1 pseudogene is annotated in these 432 nt (G+C 57.2%); it reads right to left on the reverse strand.

From position 1 onward, the window contains the following. Window positions 1-148 (reverse strand): annotated as a pseudogene (locus tag ACU8YE_RS25625) (DNA-binding protein); the annotation flags it as partial. Window positions 149-432: the final 284 nt, after the last annotated feature.

Consider the following 432-nt stretch of genomic DNA (forward strand, 5'->3'; position numbering starts at 1 on the left):
CTTCCAAAGTGCGGCTGTTGAACAGCTCGTGCTTCATCAGCTCTTGCGCGGTGCGTAGATCTTCCTCGTCAATACACTTGACTAGTAGGCCGGCCAGCAAGGCCATAGCCTCACCTAACGGCACGTCACGCGGAATGATGTCTCGCATCCGCCCAAATGGACTCTCGCCATCCTCCGCAGCAAAGGGCTGAGACGCTCGGTGTGTTGCGTCTGCGGCGGCGAAAGAAAGAATGCTTCTTCTGACACATTGCCTTGCACGCCGTGAACGAAAACCGGCGCGTGGTTTGTGAGTGAGAACTGGATTAGGTGTCTTTGTACGTAGCAATAGCGCACCCTTCTGTGCGGCCTTCACGAAGAACGCCGAGCCAGCCGGTGAAGGTGTCCGGTTTTCGGGTGGCCGCCCTAGGCTCAGCAGCGGATATTTTCTCACGC

The sequence above is a fragment of the Ralstonia sp. VS2407 genome, assembly GCF_052950655.1.